Origin of the sequence: Dechloromonas sp. ARDL1 (genome assembly GCF_051122455.1) — a bacterium.
Lineage (GTDB): Bacteria > Pseudomonadota > Gammaproteobacteria > Burkholderiales > Rhodocyclaceae > Azonexus.
This window is the reverse complement of sequence record NZ_CP168939.1, coordinates 2,742,642-2,766,727: the sequence shown is the minus strand read 5'-3', so window position 1 is coordinate 2,766,727 and position 24,086 is coordinate 2,742,642. Positions and strand designations below refer to the sequence as shown.

Genomic DNA, 24,086 nt, shown 5'->3' with positions numbered 1-24,086 from the left:
CATTATATGAGCGTTCTATTAATCGTCAATGTTAATCATATGTTAACATGATGCGATACAAGTCCAATAAGAGCGAAGCAATATGGAGAACCGTACCGCCCGTTTGACGTTGTTGATCGACCCGCGCAAGAAGCAGCTGTTCGAGGAAATTTGCGCCGAACACGACCTGACGCCGTCGCAGGTCGTGCGCCGGTTGATCAGGCAATACATCATCGATAATGCGGGCAATCGCGAATTGCCCGACTGGCTCAAGCCGGGGGGCAAGGCGGGCGAATAACCCGCGGCGCGCGAAGCGCTATTCGGCTTCGTCCTTGGGGCGAACCTTGTCCGGGTGCTGGGCGGCAACGTAGGCGTCGTAGCGCGCCTGCAACTCGGGGGCCTGCTTGGCGATTTCGCGCAGGATGCGGGCGACCGCCCAGATCATGACCACGACGCCGCCGGCGGTGCAGGCCACGGCCTCGGCCAGCGATGCCGGGAAATTGACCAGGATGGCGGCCTTGCCTTCGGCGAACCAACTGGCGCCGATGCCGACGCACGACAATCCGAAGACATCGATCAGGGCATAGGCCAGGATGGGGCCGGTCAGGCGGGGGCGCGGCGGGCGGGTCACGGAGTTGAGCATGGTGAGGTGCCTTTCGATGAGGCAAAAAAAAATCTTCCAGGGGGGCTTGACAAGCCTCAGGTCAAGCGTGAGTTATGCACAGAAGTGAAATTGCCTGTAGCGACTTGACAATTCAACAATGCTGATTTTGTTGGTTTGGTATTTTTGGTTGCTAATTTATTTAAAATCAACGGCTTGCAATATAGCCCAACTTTCGGGCAGGGTAAGGAAAGTCCTTGTGAAACGGTGACTTAGTGCATGCGGCCCGGTTTCATTCACAGAGTTATCCACAGTTTTTGTGGATAGTTTTAAAAGAACAAATCCTGAGGCTGGATTGGGCGTTTAACTTAAAGTAACACTTGAGGTTAAAGACTGGATTGTTGCGCTGCAGCAACGATGCGGCCTGTGTAACAAGCCGCATCCCGGTACGAGATTTATTTCACCCGCATGCCCGGCTGGGCCCCCGAGTCTGGCGAAAGCAGGAAAAGGCCGGGGGTTTTGCCGTCCGTATCGGAGGCCGCGAGCACCATGCCTTCCGATAGGCCGAATTTCATCTTGCGCGGTGCCAGGTTGGCGACCATCACCGTCAGTCGGCCGACCAACTGGGCCGGGTCGTATGCGGCCTTGATGCCGGCGAAAACGTTGCGCGTCTTTTCCTCGCCAACGTCGAGGGTCAGGCGGACCAGTTTGTCGGCCCCCTCGACGTGTTCGGCGTTGGCGATGCGGGCGATGCGCAGGTCGACCTTCATGAAGTCGTCGATGGTGCACAAGCCTTCAGCGGCCGGGGCAGGAGCGGCCTTGGTATCCTTCTTGGTTTCCTGCTGCTGGTGCTCGGCGTGGCGCTGTTGCGATTGCGCCTCCGGTGCCGGAGCCAGCGACTCCTTGTTGGCCTCGATCAGCTTGTCGATCTGCTTGGGATCGACGCGCGTCATCAGGTGCTCGTAGGCATTGATGGCGTGGCCAGCGGCGAGCAGGCTCTGGGCATCGCCCCAGGCCAGCGGCGCGATGTTCATGAACTGTTCGACCTTGCCGGCGACGATCGGCAGGATGGGCTTGAGCAATACCGTAAGCAGGCGGAACAGGTTCAGGGCATTGGTGCACGCGGCGTGCAGTTCGACTTCCTTGCCTTCCTGCTTGGCCAGTTCCCACGGCTTGACGCTATCGACGTACTGGTTGGCGGCATCGGTCAGTGCCATGATCTCCCGCATGGCCTTGCCGAATTCGCGGGCTTCATAGAGTTCGGCGATGCGCGGAGCGGCTTCCTGGATGGCCTTGATGGCCGGCAGGTCGGCGGCAGCCGGGGCGAGCTGGCCGTTGAAGCGCTTGGCGATGAAGCCGGCCGAACGGCTGGCGATATTGACGTACTTGCCGACCAGGTCGGAATTGACGCGGGCGCAGAAATCCTCGAGGTTGAGGTCGATGTCCTCCATCGTCGCCGACAGCTTGGCGGCGTAGTAGTAGCGCAGCCATTCCGGATTCAGGCCGGTTTTCAGGAAGCTCTCGGCGGTGATGAAGGTGCCGCGCGACTTGGACATCTTGGCGCCGTCCACGGTCAGGAAGCCGTGCGCGAAAATCTTCGTCGGCGTGCGGAAACCGGCATGTTGTAGTTCGGCCGGCCAGAACAGGGCATGGAAGTACAGGATGTCCTTGCCGATGAAGTGGTACAGCTCGGTGGTCGAATCCGGCTTGAAATATTCGTTGAAATCGAGGCCCTTCTTGGCGCACAGGTTCTTGAACGAGCCCATGTAACCAATGGGAGCGTCGAGCCAGACGTAGAAGTACTTGCCCGGGGCGTCGGGAATCTCGAAGCCGAAGTAAGGTGCATCGCGTGAGATGTCCCAGTCGGTCAGCTTGTTGTCGCCCGGCGCGCCGAGCCATTCCTGCATCTTGTTGGCGGCTTCGTTCTGCAGCACGCCGCTGGCCGTGTATTTACGCAGGAAAGCTTCGCAGCGCGGGTCGGATAGCTTGAAGAAATAATGTTCCGAGTTGCGCAGTTCCGGCTTCGCGCCGGAGATGGCGGAGAAGGGTTCGATCAGGTCGGTCGGCGCGTAGGCGGCACCGCACACTTCGCAGTTGTCGCCGTATTGTTCCTTGGCGTGGCATTTCGGGCACTCGCCTTTGATGAAGCGGTCGGGCAGGAAGAGCTGCTTGACCGGGTCGAAATACTGCTCGATGGTGCGCACCTCGATCAGGCCGGCGTCGCGCAGCTTTACGTAGATGTCGTTGGCGCACTCGCGGGTTTCCGGCGAGTGGGTGCTGTAGTAGTTGTCGAAGCCGACATGGAAGCCCGAAAAATCGCGGTAGTGCTCGCCATGAACACGTTCGATCAATTGCTCCGGCGTGATGCCCTCCTTCTCCGCGCGTAGCATGATCGGTGTGCCGTGCGTGTCGTCAGCGCAGACATACCAGCATTCGTTGCCGGCCATTTTCTGGTATCGCACCCAGATGTCGGTCTGGATGTACTCAACCAGGTGGCCGAGGTGGATGGCGCCGTTGGCATAGGGCAGGGCGGAAGTGACAAGGATCTTGCGCGGCATGGGTGGCGGGTCTTGAAAGATAAAGCGCGATTTTACCGCGATGATGGGGAGGCGTTGCGGCCAACGGTATCGCGAGCGGCCGGGCTTGCTTTGTTAAGAAAGGTAAACGAATGTGTACGATTGGTGAAATTGATGTTGCCATCATTGCTGAAAGCGGCTAGAGGGGGCAGAATCTGCCGCGAATTGGGGAGGGACTATGAATTTCGTAGTAGTTGAGGATAGCCGGAGTCAGGCAGAGGTATTGAAGGCTTTACTTAAGAGCGAGGGGCATCAGGTAGAGGTCTTTGCTGATGGTGGCTCGTGTATTGAGGCAATCAAGAGCCGCAGCTTCGATTTTTTCATCATCGACTGGAACCTGCCGGACATGGGCGGCGACGAGGTGCTCAAGCGCGTTCGGGAGCAATGCGGTTGGGATGTGCCGGTCGTCTTCTGCACCGGGCGTACCGACGAGGAGGCGGCCTCAGACATCCTGCGCCTCGGTGCCGATGACTACATCCCCAAGCCCATTCGTTACATGGAATTCATGGCGCGCATCCATGCACTCCTGCGCCGCCGCAAGCCGCGCGTCAGTACCTTGAATTTCGGGGGGATCGAAATCGATCTCGACGGGCGCCGCATTCGGCTGTCCGGCGCTGAGGTCGAATTGACGCAGCGCGAATTCGAACTGGCGGTGATCCTGCTCCAGAATATCGGTCGTGTGTTGTCGCGGGATGAACTGCTGAGTAGCGTCTGGTCGCGCGATGCCGGGGTCGATACACGCACCGTCGACACCCATGCCAGCCGCCTGCGCAAAAAGTTGGGCCTGGCCGGTGAAAGCGGCCTGATGCTGTCCTCGGTCTATGGGCAGGGCTATCGCCTCGATACGGTGCAGGGAAGCTGATTCGACCCCGGGTTTCGGTTATACTAGACAAAATTGCTCGGGTATTTCCCGGTCGTCGTCTCAACCCAACCCGGAGTTTTCATGAGTTTCACTGAACAGCAAATCAAGGCTGCGCTGGCTGCCGCCGTTGATCCCAATACGGGCAAGGATTTCGTCGCCGGCAAGGCGTTGAAGAACCTCAAGATCGATGGCAACGATGTTGCCTTCGATATCGAGCTCGGCTACCCGGCCAAGACCCAGATCGACGCCATCCGCAAGCAGGTCATTGCCGCCGTGCGCGCCGTGCCGGGCGTCGGCAACGTTTCCGCCAACGTATTCACCAAGATCGTCGCCCACTCGGTACAGATGGGCGTCAAGCTCATGCCGGGCGTCAAGAACATCATCGCCGTCGCTTCCGGAAAAGGCGGTGTCGGCAAGAGCACGACAGCGGTCAACCTGGCGCTGGCACTGGCCCAGGAAGGTGCCAGCGTCGGCATCCTCGATGCCGACATCTACGGCCCGTCGCAGCCGCAGATGCTCGGCCTGGCCGGTCAGCAGCCGGAGTCGAAGGACGGTCAGAGCATGGAGCCGCTGGAGGCCTACGGCGTGCAGGCGATGTCGATCGGTTTCATGGTCGATGTCGAGACGCCGATGGTCTGGCGCGGCCCGATGGTCGCCCAGGCGCTCGATCAGATGCTCGGCCAGACCAACTGGCGCGACATCGACTATTTGATCGTCGACATGCCGCCGGGCACCGGCGACATCCAGCTGTCGCTGGCGCAGAAGGTGCCGGTGACCGGCGCGGTGATCGTCACCACGCCGCAGGACATCGCGCTGATCGACGCGCGCAAGGGACTGAAGATGTTCGAGAAGGTGAATATCCCCATCCTCGGCATCGTCGAGAACATGAGCATCCACATCTGCTCGAAGTGCGGCCACGAAGAGCACATCTTCGGCACGGGTGGTGGCGAGCAGATGTGTAAGGATTACGATGTCGAATTCCTCGGTAGCCTGCCGCTGGAACTGGCTATCCGAGAAATGGCCGACGGCGGCAAGCCGACCGTGGTCGGCGCCCCGGATTCCCGCACGGCCGAGATCTACCGCGGCATCGCGCGCCGCGTCGCCGTCAAGATTGGCGAGAAGGCCAAGGACATGACCTCGAAATTCCCGAATATCGTCGTCCAGAACACGTAATTAGTCGACATTTCGAACAACAAAGGCGGGTAAAATCCCGCCTTTGTTTTTTGCCGCGCGGAAAAGAAGAAATGGCCATCAAATCAGACAAGTGGATACGCCGCATGGCGCAGGAACACGGCATGATCGAGCCGTTTTCGCCGGACCTCGTGCGCGAGGTCAATGGCCAGAAGATCGTCTCCTACGGTACGTCGAGCTATGGTTACGACATCCGCTGCGCCCGCGAATTCAAGGTATTCACCAACATCAACTCGACCGTGGTCGATCCGAAGAACTTCGATCCGAAGTCCTTTGTCGAAATCGAGTCCGACGTCTGCATCATCCCGCCGAACTCCTTTGCCTTGGCCCGCACCATGGAGTACTTCCGCATTCCGCGCTCGGTCCTGACCGTCTGCCTCGGCAAATCGACCTATGCCCGCTGCGGCATCATCGTGAACGTCACCCCTTTCGAGCCGGAATGGGAAGGCCATGTCACGCTGGAGTTCTCCAACACCACCCCGTTGCCGGCCAAGATCTACGCCGGAGAGGGTTGCGCCCAGGTGCTGTTCTTCGAGTCTGACGAAATCTGCGAAACGTCCTACAAGGATCGTGGCGGCAAGTACCAGGGGCAGGAAGGCGTCACCCTTCCGAAAATCTGACGCCGGCTCGTAACAAAAACGTCTTATTCTCCGACCCGCTGCGGCGGGTCGCCGCTTTTTGAGGATTGAATCCCATGCGCTTCCACTTCCCCGTCATCATCATCGACGAAGACTTCCGCTCCGAGAATGCCTCGGGTCTAGGCATCCGCGCGCTGGCCGAGGCGATTGAAAAGGAAGGCATGGAAGTGCTGGGCGTGACCAGCTACGGCGATCTGACTTCCTTCGCCCAGCAGCAGAGCCGCGCCTCGGCCTTCATCCTGTCCATCGACGATGAGGAACTGGCGCTCGAACCGGAAGAAACGCTGGCCGAACTGCGTGCCTTCGTGACCGAAATCCGCCACAAGAACGCCGAGATCCCGATCTTCCTGCACGGCGAAACGCGTACTTCGCGCCACATCCCGAACGACATCCTGCGCGAGTTGCACGGCTTCATCCACATGCACGAGGACACGCCGGAATTCATCGCACGCAACATCAAGCGCGAGGCCAATTCCTATCTCGACTCGCTGCCGCCGCCCTTCTTCCGTGCGCTGACGCACTACGCTGCGGACGGTTCCTATTCGTGGCACTGCCCCGGCCATTCGGGCGGCGTCGCCTTCCTGAAGTCGCCGGTCGGCCAGATGTTCCACCAGTTCTTTGGCGAGAACATGCTGCGTGCCGACGTGTGCAACGCGGTCGAAGAGCTCGGCCAACTGCTCGACCATACTGGCCCGGTGGCGGCTTCCGAGCGCAATGCGGCGCGCATCTTCAATTCGGACCACCTGTATTTCGTCACCAACGGCACCTCGACGTCGAACAAGATTGTCTGGCACTCGACCGTGGCGCCCGGTGACATCGTCGTCGTCGACCGCAACTGCCACAAGTCCATCCTGCACGCCATCATGATGACCGGAGCCATTCCCGTCTTCCTGATGCCGACGCGCAACAACTTCGGCATCATCGGGCCGATCCCGAAGAGCGAGTTCGCCTGGGAGAGCATCCAGCAGAAGATCGCCGCCAACCCGTTCATCGCCGACAAGGCTGCGAAGCCGCGCGTGCTGACGATCACCCAGTCGACCTACGACGGCATCCTCTACAACGTCGAGGACATCAAGGCCGAGCTCGACGGCAAGATCGACACCCTGCATTTCGACGAAGCCTGGCTGCCGCATGCCGCTTTCCACGACTTCTACGGCGACTACCACGCCATCGGCGCCGACCGCCCGCGCTGCAAGGAGTCGATGGTCTTCTCGACGCAATCGACGCACAAGCTGCTGGCCGGCCTCAGCCAGGCCTCGCAAATCCTGGTTCAGGATGCGGAGAACAACAAGCTCGACCGTGACATCTTCAACGAGGCCTACCTGATGCATACCTCGACCTCGCCGCAGTACTCGATCATCGCCTCGTGCGATGTGGCGGCGGCGATGATGGAAGAGCCGGGCGGCACCGCGCTGGTCGAGGAGTCGATCACCGAAGCCCTCGATTTCCGCCGCGCCATGCGCAAGGTCGACGAGGAATGGGGCGCCGACTGGTGGTTCAAAGTGTGGGGGCCGGACGACTTGTCCGAGGAGGGCATCGAGGAGCGCGACGCCTGGATGCTGAAGCCGGGCGAGCGCTGGCACGGCTTCAACAACCTGGCCGACGGCTTCAACATGCTAGATCCGATCAAGGCGACCATCATCACTCCGGGCCTTGATGTCGACGGCGATTTTGCCGACGAGTTCGGCATCCCGGCCGCCATCGTCACCAAGTACCTGGCCGAGCACGGCGTCATCGTCGAGAAGTGCGGCCTGTACAGCTTCTTCATCATGTTTACCATCGGTATCACCAAGGGCCGCTGGAATTCGCTGGTTACCGCGCTGCAGCAGTTCAAGGACGACTACGACAAGAACCAGCCGCTGTGGAAGGTGCTGCCCGAGTTCGTGCAGAAGAACCCGCGCTACGAGCGCGTCGGCCTGCGTGATCTGTGCACCCAGATTCACAACGTCTACAAGCAGAACGACGTCGCCCGCCTGACCACCGAGATGTACCTGTCGGACATGGTGCCCGCCATGCGGCCGGCCGACGCCTTCGCCAAGATGGCGCACCGCGAGATCGAGCGCGTGCCGGTCGACGAGCTGGAAGGCCGCGTCACCGCCGTGCTGCTCACGCCGTACCCGCCGGGCATTCCGCTGCTCATCCCGGGCGAGCGCTTCAACAAGACCATCTGCAGCTACCTGAAGTTCGCCCGCGAATTCAACGCCACTTTCCCGGGCTTCGAGACCGACGTGCATGGCCTGGTCAAGGGGGCGGACGGTCGCTACTACGTCGACTGCGTGCGCTGACCGGGACGGTTTGTCCAAACAAAATGCCCGCACGAAGCGGGCATTTTCATTTTTGAGGCGGCCAGTCGGTCAGCCTCAAAACGATGTCATTGGCCGACCGACTGCAATTCCTTCCATTCGCCACCTTCCACGCGGTAGATGGTGATGCCGCCATCTTTCAGGTCGCCCTTGTCGTCGTATTCGATATTCGACGATGTGACCCCGGCCTGCTTCGTCTTGGCCAGCTCCGCCAGGTACTTGGCCGGATCGGCGCTGTCGGCACGGCGCATGGCAGCGGTCAGGCTTTTTGCCGCATCGTAGGCATAGGGTGAGTAGACCTCGACTTCCATGTTGAAGCGGGCCTTGTACTTGGTTGCATAGGCGGAGCCACCGGGCATCCTGGCCAGTGGCAGGCCGGCCAGCGAAGCGATCGCGCCGTCGGCCGCCGGGCCGGCGAGCTTCAGGAAATTCGGCGATTTGATCATCTCGCCGCCGGCGAAGGTGGCCGCCAGGCCGAGCTCCTTCATCTGCTTCATCATCGGGCCGCCCTGGGCGTCGGCGCCGCCGAAATAGATGAGGTCGGGCTTGGCGGCCTTGATGCTGGTCAGGATGGCCTTGAAGTCGACGGCCTTGTCGTTGGTGAATTCGCGCTTGACGATCTCGCCGCCGGCAGCCTTGGCCGCCTTCTCGAACTCGTCGGCCAACCCCTGGCCGTAAGCGGAGCGGTCATCGACGATGGCGATACGCTTGAGCTTCAGCGTCTCGACCATGAAGCGGCCCGCGACCGCACCTTGCTGGGTGTCGGAGGTCATGGCGCGGAAAGTGGTCTTGAATCCCTGGGTGGTGTAGGCCGGTGACGTGGCCATCGCGATTTGCGGGATGCCGGCTTCCATGTAAATGCGCGAAGCCGGTATCGATGTGCCTGAATTGAAGTGCCCGAGCATGCCCTGAATCCTGGCGTCCACCAGCTTCTGGGCGACCGAGGCGCCCTGTTTCGGATCGGCCTGGTCATCCTCGGAAACAAGCTCGAAGCGGACCGGCTGGCCGCCCAGTTTCGGTTGTGCGGCGTTTACCTCTTCCAGTGCGAGCAAAATGCCGTTCTGCATTTCCTTGCCGTAGTGGGCCTGGGCGCCAGTCAGCGGGGCCGCGAAGCCAATTTTTACCACCTGGGCGGGGGCGGCAGCTGGCGCGGCGGCTTGCTTTGGGGCTTCCTGCTGGCCACAGGCGACGAGCAGGGTGCTGGCCACGGCGGCCACGGTCAGCTTGAGGGTGAGGCGACGGTCCATGGATATCTCCGGAGCGGGACAGGTGAGAGGGGGAGTCTAGCCGGCTTCCCGTAGGGCGAGAAGCCATGCCATCTCCGGTCAGCGGCGGATGTAGGTGACGAAGGTACAAGCTGGCCGGCTGGACGTGGCCGGCAAATCGTCCTTCCTCTGCTCGAGCCAGTCGGCAGCAGGAATTTCGGGGAACCACGCATCGCCTTCGGGCGCGAGGTCGACCCGGGTGATCTCGAGCCGCTGGGCGGCATCCATGGCCTGCCGGTAGATCTGTTCGCCGCCGATGATGAACGCCTGTTCGGCGTTGGATGCGATGGCCAGCGCCTGCTGCAGCGAAGAGGCGACTTCGGCACCCGGTGCGCTGTAATCGGCCTGACGGCTGATCACGATGTTGCGACGGCCGGGAAGAGGCCGGAAACGCGGTGGCAGCGACTCCCAGGTCTTGCGCCCCATGATGACGACGTGGCCGGCGGTCAGGGTTTTGAAATGCGCCATGTCTTCTGGGATGTTCCAGATCAGCGTGTTGTCCTTGCCGATCACGCGGTTTCTGGCGACGGCGGCGATGACGACGACTTCGGTCATGATGGATTCCGGAAATGGCGCAGATGGTCGATGAGGCCGCGCGTCGAGGCATCCAGTGTGTCGGTGGAGGCATCGCCGCATATGCAGGGGGCGAGGCGGCCGGTCAGTTGCTTGCCCAGTTCGACGCCCCACTGATCGAAGGAGTTGAGATTCCAGAGGATGCCGAGACAGAAAACCTTGTGCTCGTAGAGCACCAGCAATTGACCGAGGGTAAACGGTGTCAGCGCCGACAGCACGATGGTGGTCGACGGCTGGTTGCCCGGAAAGCGCCGGAAAGGCAGCAGATGCTCGGGAATGCCTGCGTGGCGAGCTTCTTCGACGGTCTGGCCGAAGGCCAGTGCCGAGGATTGGGCCAGGCAGCTGGCCAGCAGGTCGCTGTGATGCCCGGGGAGTGGGTAGTCTGAACGGCCGAGGGCGATGAAGTCGCTGGCGACCAGTGCGCTACCCTGGTGCAACAGCTGGAAGAAAGAGTGCTGTCCGTTGGTGCCGGCCTCGCCCCAGAGAATGGGGTTGGTCGCGTAGTCGACCGCGAGGCCGTCGCGATTGGCTCGCTTGCCGTTGCTTTCCATCTCGAGCTGCTGCAGGTGCTTGGGCAGCAGGGCCAGGGAGTGGCTGTACGGGAACACGCCGTGGCTGTGGGCTTCGAGGAAGTTGGTGTTCCACAGGGCGATCAGGGCGAGTGTCAGCGGCAGGTTTTCGCGGGTAGGCGCGTTAAAGAAGTGCTCGTCCATGTCGTGGGCGCCGGCCAGCAACTGCTCGAAGTTGCGGAAGCCGACAGCCAGGGCGATGGGCAGGCCGATGGCCGACCACAGCGAGAAGCGCCCGCCGACCCAGTCCCAGAATTCGAAGACGTTTTGCGGCGCGATGCCGAATGCCTGTGTCGCCTCCAGATTGCTTGAGGCGGCGACGAAGTGCCGGGCGACGGCATCGGCATGGCCGGCGGTGGCGAGCAGCCAGTCACGTGCCGTACGCGCGTTGGCCATGGTCTCCAGCGTGGTGAAGGTCTTGCTGGCAACGACGAACAGCGTGCTGCGCGGGTTCAGACCCGTGAGCCTGCTGGCCAGGTCGGCGCCATCCAGGTTGGAGACGAAATGGACGCGCAAGTCGGGCTGCTGGCAGGCCGACAGGGCGCGGACGACCATGCGCGGCCCGAGATCCGATCCGCCGATACCCAGGTTGACCACGTCGGTGATGCGTTCCCCCGAGAAACCCCGCCACGATCCGTTATGAACGCGTTCGCAGAAATCGGCCATGCGCCCGAGGACCTGCTTGACCTCCGGGGGGGCGTCGTCGCCTGCGCGCAACTCGACGTGGCGTACGGCACGGCCTTCCGTGTGATTGATCGCCTCGCCAGCGCGCATGCGCTTCATCCAGCCAGTCCAGTCGGCTTGCTCGGCCAGTTGGCGAAGCAGGGTCATCGTTTCCTGATTGACGCGCTGCTTTGAGTAATCGACGAGCAGGGAGTCGTGATGCAGCGAGAAACGCGTGAAACGCTCCGGGTCGTTGGCGAACAGCTCGCGCAGGTGGCGCGGCTTCAGGCTGCGAGCGTGGTCGGCGAGCGCCAGCCAGGCGGGGCGGAGCGGGACTTGCATGGGTCAGACGGCAACGGGGGCCGGAATGTGGGGGTGCGGGTCGTAGCCATCGAGGCGGAAATCCTCGAAGCGGAAGGCAAAGATATCCTTTACCTCCGGGTTGATCCACATGCTCGGTAGCGGGCGCGGCTCTCGGCTGAGTTGCAGGCGGGCCTGTTCGAAATGGTTTGAATAGAGGTGGGCGTCGCCGAAGGTGTGCACGAACTCGCCCGGCTGGTAGCCGCAAACCTGGGCCAACATCATGGTGAACAGGGCGTAAGAGGCGATGTTGAAGGGCACGCCGAGGAAGATGTCGGCCGAGCGTTGGTAGAGCTGGCAGCTCAGCTTGCCGTTGGCGACATAGAACTGGAACAGGCAGTGGCAGGGCGGCAGGGCCATGTTGTCGACGTCGCTGGGGTTCCAGGCCGACACGATGTGGCGTCGGGAGTCCGGGTTGTTCTTCAGGCTGTGCACGAGCTGCGTGATCTGGTCGATCAGGCGGCCGTCCGGCGTTTCCCAGCGGCGCCATTGCTTGCCGTAAACCGGGCCGAGATCGCCATTTGCATCGGCCCATTCGTCCCAGATGCGGACGCCGTTGTCCTGCAGGTACTTGATATTGGTGTCGCCCTGGATGAACCACAGCAGTTCGTGGATGATCGACTTGAGGTGCAGCTTCTTGGTCGTGACGACCGGAAAACCCTTGCTCAGGTCGAAGCGCATCTGCCAGCCGAATACGGAGCGGGTGCCGGTGCCGGTGCGGTCCGACTTGTCGTTACCGTTTTCCAGCACATGGCGCATCAGGTCTAGGTAGGGCTGCATCGATTCGACTATCCGGGGAAAATTCAGATCGGCTATTCTACCTCGGGGAGCGCGTTCGGAAATTTCTCTCGTTTGCGCGCCGAAACGACAACTACAATCAAGAAAAACAGTTTTTCCGGGGAGAAGCCGTGTTCGACAAGGTTGCAACGCTGGGCGGAATGTGGGGCGGGAAGAGCGACCACCCCTTGGCCAATCCGCGCGAGATGCGCAGGATTCTCAGTGAATTGCCGAAGGACAACGCTTTCAAGGCGCAGGACGAGATTACCGGCTGGTTGGAGTCATTGGCCGGGATCGACGATTTTCCGGTAGAACGTCTCTACGAGGTGGCGCAGGCACTGGAGGAAGCGGCCTATCCCCATCTCAAGCGCCTGGCTCGCGAGTATTTCCAGGCCGCCCGTCTTTCCCGCTCGGAGGAAAAGCGCCTGTGGTCGATAAATTACGGCTTTTGGCGTCTGCTGTCGGCTACCTACGAGCGTTGCCTCGGTCAGGTTGCGGACAAGCCCCGGGCCGGCGAATTGCCGTCGAGCGTTCTGCCGACGCTCACCGTCCGTCTGATTGCGGCGCTGGGGGCCGTGCTGAAGTGGGAGCAGTTCCACTATGGCCCGATGCGTGCCGAGTTGTGGCGCCCGCTCGGTCAGGCGCTGCTGGCTGCCGAGGTGGCCGAAGTGGCCGACAAGGCGGTCCCGTTGGTCGGCAAGACGGGCATGACCTCGCCGGTCGCCGAATACCAGAAAGTCATGATCTTCCAGGCCGCTTCGCTGGGCAGTCTGCTGCCGCTGGAGATTGAAATCGCCGAGCGCCTGATCGCCCATTTTCTGAGCGGTTTCGTATTTACGCGCAACGCCTTGATCGATAGCGTCTATTGGTCCGATCTGGAACTGGCCCAGCCGCCGCTTCGCCTGGCCAGGATGCCGGCTTGCGCGACGCCGACCCAACGCTTCATCAAGCCGGCCGGTGCCCATCAGGCGATGCTGGCCTTGCTCGATACCTTGGCCCGGGGGGGCGATGTACCAGCAGCGATGGACCTCGGCGGACAATACCAGCCCAAGCTGGTGGCGCGTGTGCTCAAACATCTAGCCAGCTATCTGGCGCCGATCCCGCCGCAGCGCAAGCACGACAGGCACCGGGTAAAGCACCGGATGTCGGTGTTGCACGGCTTGGTTAACGCTTTCATCGTTTTTTCCGGGGAATTTGGCGGGCGTCCCGCCGGGCTGCCGGTCGAAAGCTGGGTAGTCGAGAATGTCAGCCGGGGTGGATTCGGTGCTGTATTCGGGGATGTTCCGGGGGAATGGTTGCGCGTCGGCGCCCTGATCGCCATGCAGCCGGAAGGAGGCGATAACTGGCTGATCGGGGTCGTTCGTCGTTATCACCGCGAGTCGGAAAACGAGGCACGGGTCGGGATCGAGGTTCTGTCCCGCCAGGCCAATGCCCAGGAGGTCCGCGTCCGTTCCGCTTCGAGTTATGGGGCGGCGGCCACGACGCCGGCGCTCCTGCTACTGGACGGCAACGAGGCCGGCGAGTTGCGCGTGATTCTGCCTTACGGCGCCTTTTCCCCGCGGGAGTCGTTGGAGTATGCGGCCGATGGCCAGCGTGTCGTGCTCGATCCCGTTTCGCTGCTCGAGCAGACGGCCGACTACGAACTGGCTCGCTATCGCCGGCGTGTCGTCGGCGTCGCCTGAAACGCTACCTTAGCCTTGGGGCGGACGGATGGCCGATTTGGGGCGGAAGGCCTTGATCACCGCTGGGTTCGTTTCGGCGTAGGGGCCGCCGATCAGGTCGATGCAGTAGGGCACGGCGGCGAATATGCCGACGTGGCTCACCGTGCCGTCGGCGGTACGGACGCCTTCCAGTGTTTCCTTGATCGACTTCGGCTGGCCGGGCAGGTTGATGATCAGCGCCTGCCTGCGGATGACGGCAACTTGCCGCGACAGGATCGCCGTCGGCACGAAATTCAGGCTGATCCGCCGCATTTCTTCGCCGAAGCCCGGCATCTCCTTGTCGGCTACCGCCAGCGTGGCTTCCGGCGTCACGTCGCGCAAGGCCGGGCCGGTGCCGCCAGTAGTCAGCACCAGATGGCAGCCGGCGTTGTCGACCAGATCGATCAGGGTCTGTTCGATGGACGGCCGGTCATCGGCAATCAGCCGGGTTTCGGCGCGCCATGGTGTGGTTAGCGCGGACGCCAGCCACTCCTGCAGGGCGGGTATCCCCTTGTCTTCGTAAACGCCGGTCGAGGCGCGGTCGCTGATCGAGACCAGGCCGACGACGAGTTCCTTATTCATCGGCGTCCTCCTCGGCAGCGGGGGCGCCGGCCTTGTCCAGATCCTGCAGGACCTGGAAGATGGCGCGGAAATTCTTCGGCGGCTTGTTGTTTTCCTTTTCCTTCAGCGCATTGCGACGCAGGGTGCGCAGATGCTGGAGGTCGACAGTCGGCCACTGCGCGGCGATCTCGGCGAGGACCGACTCGTCCTCCAGCAGGCGGACGCGGAATCGCTCCAGGCGGTGCAGGCGGGCCGTTTCGGCCGACGACTCGCCGCGCAGCATGGCCAGCCCCGCACGGATCGGTTCGTCGTCGACGCCGCGCATCAGCTTGCCCAGATACTGGATTTGCCGGCGCCGGGCGCCATGGGCGGTGATCTTCTGGCAGTCGCGCACTGCGTCGAAAAGATTTTCCGGCAGGTTGATGCGTTTCAATTGGCCGACCGAGAGTTCGACCAGTTCGGCGCCGAGGTCGCGCAATTCGTGCATCGCCTCCTTCTGCTTGGTTTTCGAGGGGCGGCCGGTGTCTTCGGTGAAATCTTCGTCTTGCATGTGAACCAATCGGAGGCGGTCTGTGGCGGGCTGTTATGATAGCGATTTTACCGCTTCGACGCCCCTTCCATGTCCGAAACCGCCGCATTTTCCTACGCCTTCGCCACCCTGCAGCAGCTTGCCGTGGATGTGCTCAAACACGCCAGCACCAAGGGGGCGACGGCCTGCGAAGTCGATGTATCGGAGGGGTTCGGACAGTCGGTCACAGTCCGTTGCGATGAAGTCGAGACCATCGAGTTCAATCGTGACAAGGGTATCGGCATTACCGTTTATTCCGGGCAGCGCAAGGGCTACGCCAGCACCTCGGACTTTTCGGCCCAGGCTTTGCGGGAAACCGTCGAGGCCGCGCTGAACATCGCCCGCTTCACCGCCGAGGACGATTGTGCCGGGCTGGCCGATGCCGCGTTGATGGCCCGCGATTGCCCCGACCTCGATCTGTATCATCCGTGGGCCTTGAGCGTCGAGGAGTCGATCGAAACGGCCCGTCGCTGCGAGCAGGCTGCCTTCGATGCCAGTCCGCTGGTCAGCAACTCGGAGGGCGCTTCGATCTCGACACAGCAGGCGCATTTCGTGTCCGCTAACAGCCTGGGCTTCATGGGAGGCTATCCGACCTCGCGCCATTACATTTCCTGCTCGGTTATCGCCGGAGAGCAGGATGCCATGCAGCGCGACGACTGGTATACGACGCATCGCGACGCCAGCCATCTCGACAACCCGCAGCAGGTTGGGCGTATTGCCGCCGAGCGCGCGGTGGCCCGCCTGGGGGGGCGCAAGGTCAAGACCGGGGAGTTTCCGGTCATTTTCGAAGCCCAACTGGCAGGAGGCCTGCTCGGTAGTCTGGTGCATGCTGCGAGCGGCGGGGCGCTCTACCGCAAGTCCTCCTTCCTGATCGATCATCTGGGCAAGCGGATCATGCCGGACTTCGTGCAGATCGCCGAGCGCCCGCACATTCCCTGTGGCCTGGGCAGCGCCGCCTTCGATAGTGACGGCGTGGCGACGCGCGACCGCGATATCGTGACCGATGGCATCCTGCAGGGCTATTTTCTCAGCGCCTATACAGCGCGCAAACTGGGCATGCAGACCACGGCCAACGCCGGCGGCAGCCACAACCTGATCATCCAGCCCGGGCAGCATGATCTGGATGGATTGCTCGCCCAGATGGGGCGCGGCTTGCTGGTGACCGAGCTGCTCGGCCATGGCATCAATTATGTGACCGGCGATTACTCCCGTGGTGCCGCCGGTTACTGGGTCGAGAACGGCAAGATCGTTCATCCGGTCGAGGAGATCACCATCGCTGGCAACCTCAAGCACATGCTGGCCGGGATTGTCGCTGTCGGCAACGATGTGCAGATTCGTGGGACCAAGCAGACAGGATCGATCCTGATCGATCGCATGACGATCGCCGGCGAGTGAGCGATTAGGGTTTTCCACCACTCGCAAAACCGGTGGGATTGGTGAAAAATAGGACCAGCCAACAGGCTTGACGTGACTTACCCTTCTGGAGGAGACAATATGCAACGTCGCGATTTTCTGAAAAAAGCTTCCGTCGGTGCCGCAGCAGGTGCCGCAACCACCCTGGCCGCACCGGCCATCGCCCAGTCGGCGCCGACCATCAAATGGCGCCTGACCTCTTCCTTCCCGAAGAGCCTGGATACCATCTACGGCGGTGCTGATGTGCTGGCCAACCGTCTGCGCGAAATGACCGGCGGCAAGTTCGATATCCGCGTCTTCCCGGGCGGCGAAATCGTTCCCGGCCTGCAGGCGCTGGATGCCGTGCAGCAAGGCACCGTCGAGTGCTGCCACACCTGCTCGTACTACTATGTCGGCAAGGACAAGACCTTCGGTTTCGGCACCGCCGTGCCGTTCGGCATGAACGCCCGCCAGATGAACGCCTGGATCTACTACGGCGGCGGCCAGAAAGTGCTCGACGATTTCTACGCCAACTACAACGTGGTCTCCTTTGCCGGCGGCAATACCGGTACCCAGATGGGCGGCTGGTGGCGCAAGGAAGTGAAGACCCTGGCCGACCTCAAGGGTGTCAAGATGCGTATCGCCGGCCTCGGCGGTACCGTCTTCAACGAACTGGGCGTCGTGCCGCAGCAGATCGCCGGTGGCGACATCTACCCGGCTCTGGAAAAGGGCACCATCGACGCCGCCGAATGGGTTGGCCCGTACGATGACGAAAAGCTCGGCTTCTACAAGGTCGCCAAGAACTACTACTACCCGGGTTTCTGGGAATCCGGCCCGGTCATCCATTTCTTCGTGAACAAAAAGGAATGGGACAAGCTGCCGAAGGAATACCAGGCCGCCTTCCAGGCTGCTGCGTACGAAGCCAACGTCACGATGATGGCCGAATACGACCACAAGAACCCGATTGCGCTGTCCAAGCTGCTACAGAGCGGCGTCAAGCTGCATTCCTTCTCCGACGAAATTCTCGAAGCCGCCTACAAGGCCTCTCAGCAGATCTATGCAGACGAAGCTGGCAAGAATCCGGCCTTCAAGAAGGTCTACACCGAGTGGGAGAAGTATCGGAAGACGCAGAACGCCTGGTTCAGCGTTGCCGAAATGCGCATGGACCGCTTCCTGCAATCGCACAAGTAAGCGTTTCTTGCTCAACAAAAAACCCGCGGATTCCGCGGGTTTTTTGTTTCACGATGACTCCAGCCCGGTAGTTCGCTGGACTGCGCCGTAGCTAGATACAGCAGGTTTATCAATAACTTACGCGCGTCCATCATATGCCGGTGCTTTCTGAAACTTGACCCGGTTTTCCCTCGCGCCGCTCCTATCTGGCTCCTGGAATCCGGGTTGTTCCGAGGAGTCATCATGGCAAAGATCAAGCTCACCAAGACCGCCGTGGAGTCGGCCCAACCCCAGGCCAAGGATGTTGAACTGCGGGATACCGTGGTGCCCGGCTTCCTGTGCAAGATTACCCCGACCGGCCGCCGGGTGTTCATGCTCCAGTACCGCACGAACTCCGGCCAGCCCCGCAAGCCCTCGCTGGGGCTGTACGGGGAGCTGACCGTCGAACAGGCACGAGTCAAGGCACAGGACTGGCTGGCCGAGGTTCGCCGGGGCGGCGACCCCGGCGGCGCCAAGGCCGAGGCGCGCAAGGCGCCCACGATGGCCGAGTTGTGCAAGAAGTTCATGGAGGACTACTCCAAGAAGCGCAACAAGCCCAGCACGCAGGACGGCTATCAGGGCGTCATAGACCGCAACATCATCCCGCTGCTGGGCCGCAAGAAGGTGCATGACGTGAAGCGGCCCGACATTGCCGGGCTGATGGAGAAACTGGCCTACAAGCCGACCGAGGCGAACAAGACCTTCGGCGTGCTGCGCAAGATGTTCAACCTGGCCGAAGTGTGGGGCTACCGCCCGGACGGCACGAACCCGTGCCGCCACGTCCCCATGTACCCGCCGGGCAAGGAAACCCGGCTCATCGTGGACGAGGAAATGGTGCGGATCTTCCGCCAGTTGGAGAAGCTGGAGGCGGAGGGGCTGGAGAACTACGTCATCCCGCTGGCGATCCGGCTGCAATTCGAGTTCGCCGCCCGGCGCTCCGAAATCTGCCCGCTCGAATGGAGCTGGCTGGACTTCGAGAACCGGCGCGTGGTGTGGCCCGACAGCAAGGTCGGCGGCATTTCCAAGCCCATGAGCGAGGAAGCCTATCGGCTGCTTTCGACGGCGCCGCGCCGGGAGGGCTGCCCCTACGTCCTGCCATCGCCGAACGACCCGGCCAAGCACCTGACCTTTGGCGAGCACTATGGCGGCTGGTGCCGGGTGCTCAAGGCCGCCGGCGTCCCGCACGTCGGCACGCACGGCATCCGCCATCGCTCGACGACCGACATTGCCAATTCGGGCGTGCCGACCAAAGTGGGCATGAAGCTGACGGGCCACAAGACCGTAGCGATGTTCATGCACTACGTCCACACCGAGGACAAGCCGGTGCGCGATGCGGCCGAACTGGTGGCCAGCCGGCGCCAGGCCATCACGGGCGCACGCCAGCTTGCGGAGGCGGCGGCATGAACACGCGCCGGTCATCCGCAGCATCGTCCACAGCGCCTTCGGCGCTGCTGGGCGACATTCGGGCACTGATCGAGGCGGCGCGCAAGCGCGCCGCCTCGACGGTGAATAGCGAGCTGACGATGCTCTATTGGCGCATCGGCCAGCGCATCCGCACGCAGGTCTTGGACGGGCGCCGGGGCGCTTATGGCAAGGAAGTCCTGCCCACCCTGGCGGCGCAGTTGGTGAAGGAGTACGGCGGCAGCTTTGCCGAGCAGAACCTGCGCCGCATGGTGCAGTTCGCGGCCACCTTCCCCGACGAGCAGATTCTCGTATCACTGATACGAGAATTGAGCTGGACGCACTTCATCGCCCTGATCCCGCTGAAAGACCCGCTCCAGCGGGACTACTACGCACAGATGGCGAGCACCGAACGCTGGAGCGTGCGGACGCTGCGCGAGCGCATCGACTCGATGTTGTACGAGCGCACGGCGCTGTCTCAAAAGCCGGGCGAGACGATCGCACAGGAGTTGGCGAAGATGCGCGATGCGCAGCGAATGTCGCCCGCCCTGGTCATGCGCGACCCCTACATCCTCGACTTCCTGGGGCTGCGGGACACTTGGCAAGAAGGCGACTTGGAGGCGGCGATCATCCGCGAAATGGAGTCGTTCTTGTTGGAGCTGGGCGCGGGTTTCAGCTTCGTGGCCCGGCAGAAGCGCATCCAGATCGACGGCGAGGATTTCCACCTCGACCTGCTGTTTTACAACCGCAAGCTGCGGCGGCTGGTGGCAGTGGAGTTGAAGGTCGGCGAGTTCAAGGCAGCTTTCAAGGGACAGATGGAGCTTTATCTTCGCTGGCTGGACAAGCACGAACGGGAGCCGGAGGAAGCCTCGCCGCTGGGGATCATCCTTTGCACCGGCAAGAAGCGCGAGCAGATCGAATTGCTGGAGTTGGACAAGTCGGGCATCCACGTCGCCGAGTACCTGACCGCCTTGCCGCCGAGGGGCGTGCTGGTGGAGCGGCTGCAACAAGCAACGCAACGGGCGCGGTTGCAGATCGAGCAGCGCAAGACCGACAACGAGTAGTCCTGTCTCAAGCAGTCGGGCGTCCCGGCGTGCCGCCGTCGCGCTGTCGTGCTGCGCATCGAGCCTCGCTGCGCGAGTCTCGCCCCTGTCGGGCTTCCATCACTGACGCCTCCGGCCCGGCTCGCTGATCCGCGCCTGCGCGCTTCGCTTGCCAAAAACCCGCGTGCGTGGGGTGGTGTGAGGGGGCGGTCTTGCTGTGTCCCTTCACCGTATCACGGCGTTCTCGCCGTGCAAGGGCTGCGCGCGCCTTGCGCGCTTGCGTCCTGGCGGCCGTCTGCGACCCCTGACTGCTGCGCTGCGCCGTGAGGGCGACGGTTCCGGGCAATTCCGCCCTTGCAACCGGAGAACCGTCATGAACGACAAATCACACGTTTCCCTCGAACAGCACGTTTGCCTGGTCTGCGGCACGGCGTTCGACACCGGCGCGATCCTGCTGGACAAGCGCCTGCGCGCGAGCATGGAGCGCCACACGGCGACCGGCTGGGGCCTGTGCCCCGAGCATCAGAAGCTGGCCGACGATGGCTTTGTCGCGCTGGTCGAATGCGATCCGCAGCGCAGCGGGTCGCAGGCTGGCGGGCGCATGAAGCCCGAGCAGGCATACCGGACCGGCCGGCTGGCCCATCTGCGGCGCACGGTGTTCGCGCAGGTGTTCAACGTGCCGATCGCGGACGAGCAGGCTTGCGTGTTCGTTGAGCCTGGCGTGATCGAGCAGTTGCAGTCGATGACAGCGCCGGCGGCGGGCTGATTGCGTCGTGCGGCCTTCGGTGCGTCGCTCCTTCGCGGGCGGCGCACATTTTCATATCCCCCCAGGGGGGATACAATTGCCACATGAACGCGACACACAAGCACTCAACCCATCCCGATCTCGTGAAGCGGCTGAAACGCGCCGATGGTCATCTTCGGCACGTCATAGGGATGATCGAAAGTGGCGAATCCTGTCTCGACATCGCCCGCCAGCTCGCGGCGGTGGAAAGCGCGGTGACGGCCGCAAAGCGCGTCCTGATCCACGACCACATCGACCATTGCCTGGCCCATGACGAAGACTCCGTTTTGACCGAAATGAAGGCACTGACCAAACTGCTCTGAGGCCCGCCGATGCTCTCCGTCCTGAAGAACCGTACCTATCGTCACCTGTTCGCCGCTCAGGTGATTGCGCTTGTCGGCACCGGCCTGATGACGGTGGCCCTTGGCCTGCTTGCCTACGATCTGGCCGGGGCGAATGCCGGCGCGGTACTCGGGACGGCACTCGCAATCAAGATGCTGGCCTATGTCGGAGTCGCCCCGGTCGCGCAGGCGTTCGCCGACCGGCTGCCGCGACGGTCGTTGCTCGTTGCCCTTGACCTAGTACGAGCATCCGTTGCGCTCTGCCTGCCCTTTGTCAGCGAAATCTGGCAAATCTATCTGCTGATCTTCGTCTTGCAGGCGGCGTCCGCAGGCTTCACGCCGACCTTTCAAGCCACTATCCCGGACATCCTTCCCGACGAAGACGAGTACACGAAAGCACTGTCGCTTTCCCGGCTGGCCTACGATTTGGAAAGCCTGATTTCCCCGATGCTGGCCGCCGCGCTACTGACGGTCATCAGCTTCCACAACCTGTTTGCCGGAACGGTTCTCGGCTTCCTCGTGTCAGCCGCGCTTGTGGTCAGCGTGAGGCTTCCCACAACCGTTCCCGGCCCGCGTCGTGGCATATGGGATCGCACTACGCGGGGCACGCGCATTTACCTCGCCACGCCGCGCCTTCGGGGTCTGCTGGCGATCAGCCTCGCGGTGGCAGCAGCGGGGTCAATGGTGATCGTGAACACGGTGGTCATCGTGAAGGCACGCTTCGGCCTGGGCGAATCCGAGGTAGCGTGGGCGCTGGCGGCCTTCGGAGGCGGGTCGATGGTTGCGGCCTTCGCGCTGCCTCGCCTGCTCGACAAGATTGCTGATCGGCCTGTCATGATTGCGGGAGCGACGATGCTGGTTGTGGGAACGGCAGCCGGGGCAATGATTCCGACATATGCCGTTCTGGTGGTGATCTGGTTGGTGGTCGGCTTCGGCTACAGCGTGGCGCAAACACCTTCCGGCCGGCTGCTGCGCCGCTCCGCTCACCCCGAGGATCGCCCCGCGGTCTTTGCCGCGCAATTCGCCCTCTCCCATGCGTGTTGGCTCATTTGCTATCCCTTGGCCGGTCGCTTCGGCGCTGCCTTTGGGCTGCAATCGACCTTCATCATCATGTCGCTGATTGGTCTTGTCGGAGTGGGACTGGCGCTGTGGCTCTGGCCCGCTAGTGATTCTTCCGACATCGCCCACGATCACCCTGATCTACCGCCAGATCATCCTCACTTGCGCGAACATGCAGACCGAGGCGGGCACCGTCATCCCATGATCGTTGACGATCTGCACCGGGACTGGGCGCGCATTTAAGAACTGCCCGCCTTTCACATCGCTGATGCCTCCGGCCCGGATTGCTATTCGGGCCTGCGCGCTTCGCTTGCCAAAAACCGCGTGCGTGGAGGTGCGAGGGAGGCGGTCTTGCTGTCCCCTTCATCGTGCCACGGCGTTCTCGCCGTCAAGGGCTGCGCGCCGATGGCGCTTGCGTTCTGGCGGCCGTCGTTGACCCCTGACTGCTTGCGCTGCGCCGTGCCCCGGAAGGGTCGGGCAATTCCGCCCGGCAACCTTTCAGGAGTTCACCATGAACAACGCACTCATCACTGACGAGCAGCGCATCGTGCTGCTGGCCAACGGCCGCGAATCCTTGGAGAACCCGGACTTCGATCCGGCACCCGTCGTCAAGCTGTTCACGCCGGATGCCGGCGCGACCTGGCTGCTGACCGAGATTGATCCCGATGACCACGACCACGCCTTTGGTCTTTGCGACCTGGGCCTGGGGATGCCGGAAATCGGCTGGGTCAGCCTGGGCGAGCTGGCGACCGTGCGCGGCAGGCTGGGCCTGCCGATCGAGCGCGACCTGTCTTTCCGCGCCGAGAAGCGGTTGAGCGCCTACGCGCGCGATGCCCGGTTGGTCGGGCGTGTCGTCGTCTGAACCAGCCCTTGGAGCGCCGCAAGGCGCTCCTTGCGCTTTCCCAACCTTCGCAGGAGATCAATGCCATGAGCAGCCATCACGACTACATCATCGAAATCACGGCGCAACACGATGCGCTCAAGCCGTTCGCGCCGGAGAACGGTCAGCCCTTGCGCTTCAAGATCGGCGACGCGGTGATCTACACCAACGAGTTTGGCGCGCAGTTCCGGCGCCGCGTCACCGGGTTCTACCAGCCTACCGAGCCTTCGGGGCTGTATGCGCGTGGCAGGCGCTACTACCTGAACTCGACTTCGCCTTGGATGCCGGTTGCGGAATCCAGCCTGCGTCCTGACGACTCGGCGTGATGCCTAAGTGCCCCTGACGGGGCGTTGCGCGCTGCGCTTGCCTCCAGGGGAAAGCCCTGCGGGCTATCCCCGCCGCGCGATGCTTGGCGCCCCTCAAAGACCGCCGAACCGGCTGCGCCGGATCGGCCAGACCACGGCAGTCGCTGTCGAACCTGTTTCCCGATGACTGGCGCATGAGCTTGTGCATCGAGCCTTGAAGGCTGTGCGTCCCCGGCCAAGAAACGTGGCCGGTCGCGCTGTCGTGCGCGTTGCGCATCGAGCCGCCTGCGGCGTCTCGCCCCTGATGGGCTTCCATCGTTCCCTCGCTCCGCTCGGCTGACGCCTCCGGCCCGGATTCCTAGATCCGGGCCTGCGCGCTTCGCTTGCCGTGCGGTCGGCGTGTTGAGGGGCCGTTGCCATGTCCAGCCGTCTCCCCTGACTTCATCACCTTCACCGCGACTGTAGCCCGCGCCCGTGTGCCGTCAA

General features: G+C 62.5%; 23 protein-coding genes. 15 read left to right on the top strand and 8 right to left on the bottom strand.

What is annotated here, in order from left to right:
* Positions 1-82 precede the first annotated feature (82 nt).
* Positions 83-277, top strand: a complete 195-nt coding sequence (locus AB6Q56_RS13665) for a CopG family transcriptional regulator (RefSeq protein WP_434513670.1) — start codon at positions 83-85, stop codon at positions 275-277.
* 18 nt (positions 278-295) lie between these two features.
* Here the strand turns inward: AB6Q56_RS13665 and AB6Q56_RS13660 are convergent, their stop codons facing one another.
* Together AB6Q56_RS13660 and metG are read right to left on the bottom strand one after the other, a co-directional pair.
* Positions 296-622, bottom strand: a complete 327-nt coding sequence (locus tag AB6Q56_RS13660) for a hypothetical protein (protein ID WP_434513669.1) — start codon at positions 620-622, stop codon at positions 296-298.
* A 413-nt stretch (positions 623-1,035) separates the two neighbouring features.
* On the bottom strand, positions 1,036-3,138 hold the full coding sequence (gene metG, locus AB6Q56_RS13655) for a methionine--tRNA ligase (RefSeq protein ID WP_434513668.1): 2,103 nt from the start codon (positions 3,136-3,138) through the stop codon (positions 1,036-1,038).
* Positions 3,139-3,334: 196 nt separating this feature from the next.
* Between metG and AB6Q56_RS13650 the strand changes: the two genes are divergently transcribed.
* From AB6Q56_RS13650 to AB6Q56_RS13635, 4 genes are all read left to right on the top strand, one after another.
* Positions 3,335-4,018: a response regulator transcription factor gene (locus AB6Q56_RS13650; protein ID WP_434513667.1), complete on the top strand. Its 684-nt coding sequence runs from the start codon at positions 3,335-3,337 to the stop codon at positions 4,016-4,018.
* Positions 4,019-4,099: 81 nt separating this feature from the next.
* Positions 4,100-5,191: an iron-sulfur cluster carrier protein ApbC gene (gene apbC, locus AB6Q56_RS13645; protein WP_434513666.1), complete on the top strand. Its 1,092-nt coding sequence runs from the start codon at positions 4,100-4,102 to the stop codon at positions 5,189-5,191.
* A gap of 71 nt (positions 5,192-5,262) precedes the next feature.
* Complete coding sequence (dcd, locus tag AB6Q56_RS13640; RefSeq protein WP_434513665.1) at positions 5,263-5,829, top strand: dCTP deaminase; 567 nt, start codon at positions 5,263-5,265, stop codon at positions 5,827-5,829.
* 74 nt (positions 5,830-5,903) lie between these two features.
* Positions 5,904-8,132, top strand: a complete 2,229-nt coding sequence (locus tag AB6Q56_RS13635) for an Orn/Lys/Arg decarboxylase N-terminal domain-containing protein (protein ID WP_434513664.1) — start codon at positions 5,904-5,906, stop codon at positions 8,130-8,132.
* A gap of 86 nt (positions 8,133-8,218) precedes the next feature.
* Here AB6Q56_RS13635 and AB6Q56_RS13630 read toward each other — a convergent pair whose 3' ends face one another.
* The 4 genes from AB6Q56_RS13630 to AB6Q56_RS13615 all read right to left on the bottom strand — a co-directional run bounded on the left by AB6Q56_RS13630 (position 8,219) and on the right by AB6Q56_RS13615 (position 12,360).
* Positions 8,219-9,397, bottom strand: coding sequence for a branched-chain amino acid ABC transporter substrate-binding protein (locus AB6Q56_RS13630; protein WP_434513663.1), 1,179 nt, complete (start codon positions 9,395-9,397; stop codon positions 8,219-8,221).
* Between the two features lie 78 nt (positions 9,398-9,475).
* Entirely contained in the window at positions 9,476-9,970 is a 495-nt protein-coding gene (locus AB6Q56_RS13625) for a dihydrofolate reductase (RefSeq protein ID WP_434513662.1), read from the bottom strand.
* Complete coding sequence (gene pgi, locus AB6Q56_RS13620; RefSeq protein ID WP_434513661.1) at positions 9,967-11,562, bottom strand: glucose-6-phosphate isomerase; 1,596 nt, start codon at positions 11,560-11,562, stop codon at positions 9,967-9,969. The genes AB6Q56_RS13625 and pgi overlap by 4 nt, the downstream gene beginning before the upstream one ends.
* A gap of 3 nt (positions 11,563-11,565) precedes the next feature.
* Positions 11,566-12,360, bottom strand: a complete 795-nt coding sequence (locus AB6Q56_RS13615; protein ID WP_434513660.1) for a thymidylate synthase — start codon at positions 12,358-12,360, stop codon at positions 11,566-11,568.
* A gap of 128 nt (positions 12,361-12,488) precedes the next feature.
* Between AB6Q56_RS13615 and AB6Q56_RS13610 the strand changes: the two genes are divergently transcribed.
* Positions 12,489-14,039 carry a hypothetical protein gene (locus tag AB6Q56_RS13610; protein ID WP_434513659.1) on the top strand — a complete coding sequence of 517 codons (1,551 nt, stop codon included), beginning with the start codon at positions 12,489-12,491 and terminating at the stop codon, positions 14,037-14,039.
* Between the two features lie 9 nt (positions 14,040-14,048).
* Here AB6Q56_RS13610 and mog read toward each other — a convergent pair whose 3' ends face one another.
* Together mog and yjgA are read right to left on the bottom strand one after the other, a co-directional pair.
* On the bottom strand, positions 14,049-14,639 hold the full coding sequence (gene mog, locus AB6Q56_RS13605; protein ID WP_434513658.1) for a molybdopterin adenylyltransferase: 591 nt from the start codon (positions 14,637-14,639) through the stop codon (positions 14,049-14,051).
* On the bottom strand, positions 14,632-15,168 hold the full coding sequence (gene yjgA / locus AB6Q56_RS13600; RefSeq protein ID WP_434513657.1) for a ribosome biogenesis factor YjgA: 537 nt from the start codon (positions 15,166-15,168) through the stop codon (positions 14,632-14,634). The genes mog and yjgA overlap by 8 nt, the downstream gene beginning before the upstream one ends.
* 69 nt (positions 15,169-15,237) lie before the next feature.
* Between yjgA and pmbA the strand changes: the two genes are divergently transcribed.
* The 9 genes from pmbA to AB6Q56_RS13555 all read left to right on the top strand — a co-directional run bounded on the left by pmbA (position 15,238) and on the right by AB6Q56_RS13555 (position 23,621).
* A complete protein-coding gene (gene pmbA, locus AB6Q56_RS13595; protein WP_434513656.1) occupies positions 15,238-16,581 on the top strand; it encodes a metalloprotease PmbA in 1,344 nt (447 codons plus the stop codon).
* A gap of 99 nt (positions 16,582-16,680) precedes the next feature.
* The gene (locus AB6Q56_RS13590; RefSeq protein WP_434513655.1) at positions 16,681-17,769 is read left to right on the top strand and encodes a TRAP transporter substrate-binding protein; all 1,089 of its coding nucleotides are present in this window, start codon (positions 16,681-16,683) and stop codon (positions 17,767-17,769) included.
* Between the two features lie 222 nt (positions 17,770-17,991).
* Entirely contained in the window at positions 17,992-19,191 is a 1,200-nt protein-coding gene (locus AB6Q56_RS13585; RefSeq protein ID WP_023114164.1) for a tyrosine-type recombinase/integrase, read from the top strand.
* Complete coding sequence (locus AB6Q56_RS13580; protein WP_023125152.1) at positions 19,188-20,252, top strand: PDDEXK nuclease domain-containing protein; 1,065 nt, start codon at positions 19,188-19,190, stop codon at positions 20,250-20,252. The genes AB6Q56_RS13585 and AB6Q56_RS13580 overlap by 4 nt, the downstream gene beginning before the upstream one ends.
* A 352-nt stretch (positions 20,253-20,604) precedes the next feature.
* Positions 20,605-20,997, top strand: coding sequence for a hypothetical protein (locus AB6Q56_RS13575; RefSeq protein WP_023114166.1), 393 nt, complete (start codon positions 20,605-20,607; stop codon positions 20,995-20,997).
* 83 nt (positions 20,998-21,080) lie between these two features.
* The gene (locus tag AB6Q56_RS13570; RefSeq protein ID WP_003111693.1) at positions 21,081-21,338 is read left to right on the top strand and encodes a metal-sensing transcriptional repressor; all 258 of its coding nucleotides are present in this window, start codon (positions 21,081-21,083) and stop codon (positions 21,336-21,338) included.
* A gap of 9 nt (positions 21,339-21,347) precedes the next feature.
* Entirely contained in the window at positions 21,348-22,658 is a 1,311-nt protein-coding gene (locus AB6Q56_RS13565; protein WP_023103967.1) for an MFS transporter, read from the top strand.
* A 268-nt stretch (positions 22,659-22,926) separates the two neighbouring features.
* Positions 22,927-23,277: a DUF2958 domain-containing protein gene (locus tag AB6Q56_RS13560; protein WP_023114168.1), complete on the top strand. Its 351-nt coding sequence runs from the start codon at positions 22,927-22,929 to the stop codon at positions 23,275-23,277.
* A gap of 65 nt (positions 23,278-23,342) precedes the next feature.
* Complete coding sequence (locus AB6Q56_RS13555) at positions 23,343-23,621, top strand: hypothetical protein (RefSeq protein ID WP_023114169.1); 279 nt, start codon at positions 23,343-23,345, stop codon at positions 23,619-23,621.
* Positions 23,622-24,086: the final 465 nt, after the last annotated feature.